At 59.1% G+C, this 601-nt stretch carries 1 protein-coding gene; it reads left to right on the top strand.

Translation table 11 applies throughout. The annotated features are described in order from the left end of the window. Position 1: 1 nt before the first annotated feature. Positions 2 to 601 (top strand): SulP family inorganic anion transporter (locus AC1DU6_RS34795; RefSeq protein WP_477863082.1); only part of this gene is annotated, 600 nt, incomplete at its 3' end.

Raw genomic sequence — 601 nt, 5'->3', positions numbered from 1 at the left:
CCTGCTGCTTCAAGGCGAACGTCTATGGCCCGGCAGGCCGGTAGGACTTGCAGTCGTGATCCTCTCGGTCATTGTCGCAACGGTGCTCGGCTTGCCGGCGCTCGGCATTCCCGTCACCGGCGAAGTTCCGAAGGGATTGCCAAGCATCGCCGTGCCAACCTTTGGGTTGCTGGAGTTCGACGAACTATTTCCTCTCGCTGCCGGCATCATGTTGCTCGCCTATGTCGAAGGCGTAGCAGCCGCTCGCAGTTTTGCGGCGAAGCACGGTTACGTCATCGATGTACGACAGGAGTTCTTGGGGCTAGGCGCGGCAAATATTGCGGTAGCGTTCGGCCACGGCTACCCTGTTGCGGGAGGACTATCCCAATCCGCCGTCAATGATCAGGCCGGCGCGAAGACCCCACTCGCTCTCGTTATCTGTTCGGGCACGTTGGCCATCTGCCTGCTGTTTCTCACGGATTTCCTGACCAATTTACCCAAGGCGGTGCTCGCTGCGATCGTGTGCACAGCAGTTTACAGACTGATTGATATCGCTGCCCTCATGCGAATGTGGCGCATCAGCCGGATCGACTTTTATGCGGCGGCGATCGCTCTCGTGTCT

Source organism: Roseateles sp. P5_B10 (genome assembly GCF_056400485.1).
Note: the sequence above shows the minus strand (reverse complement) of the source record. Positions and strands in the feature narration are given on the sequence as shown.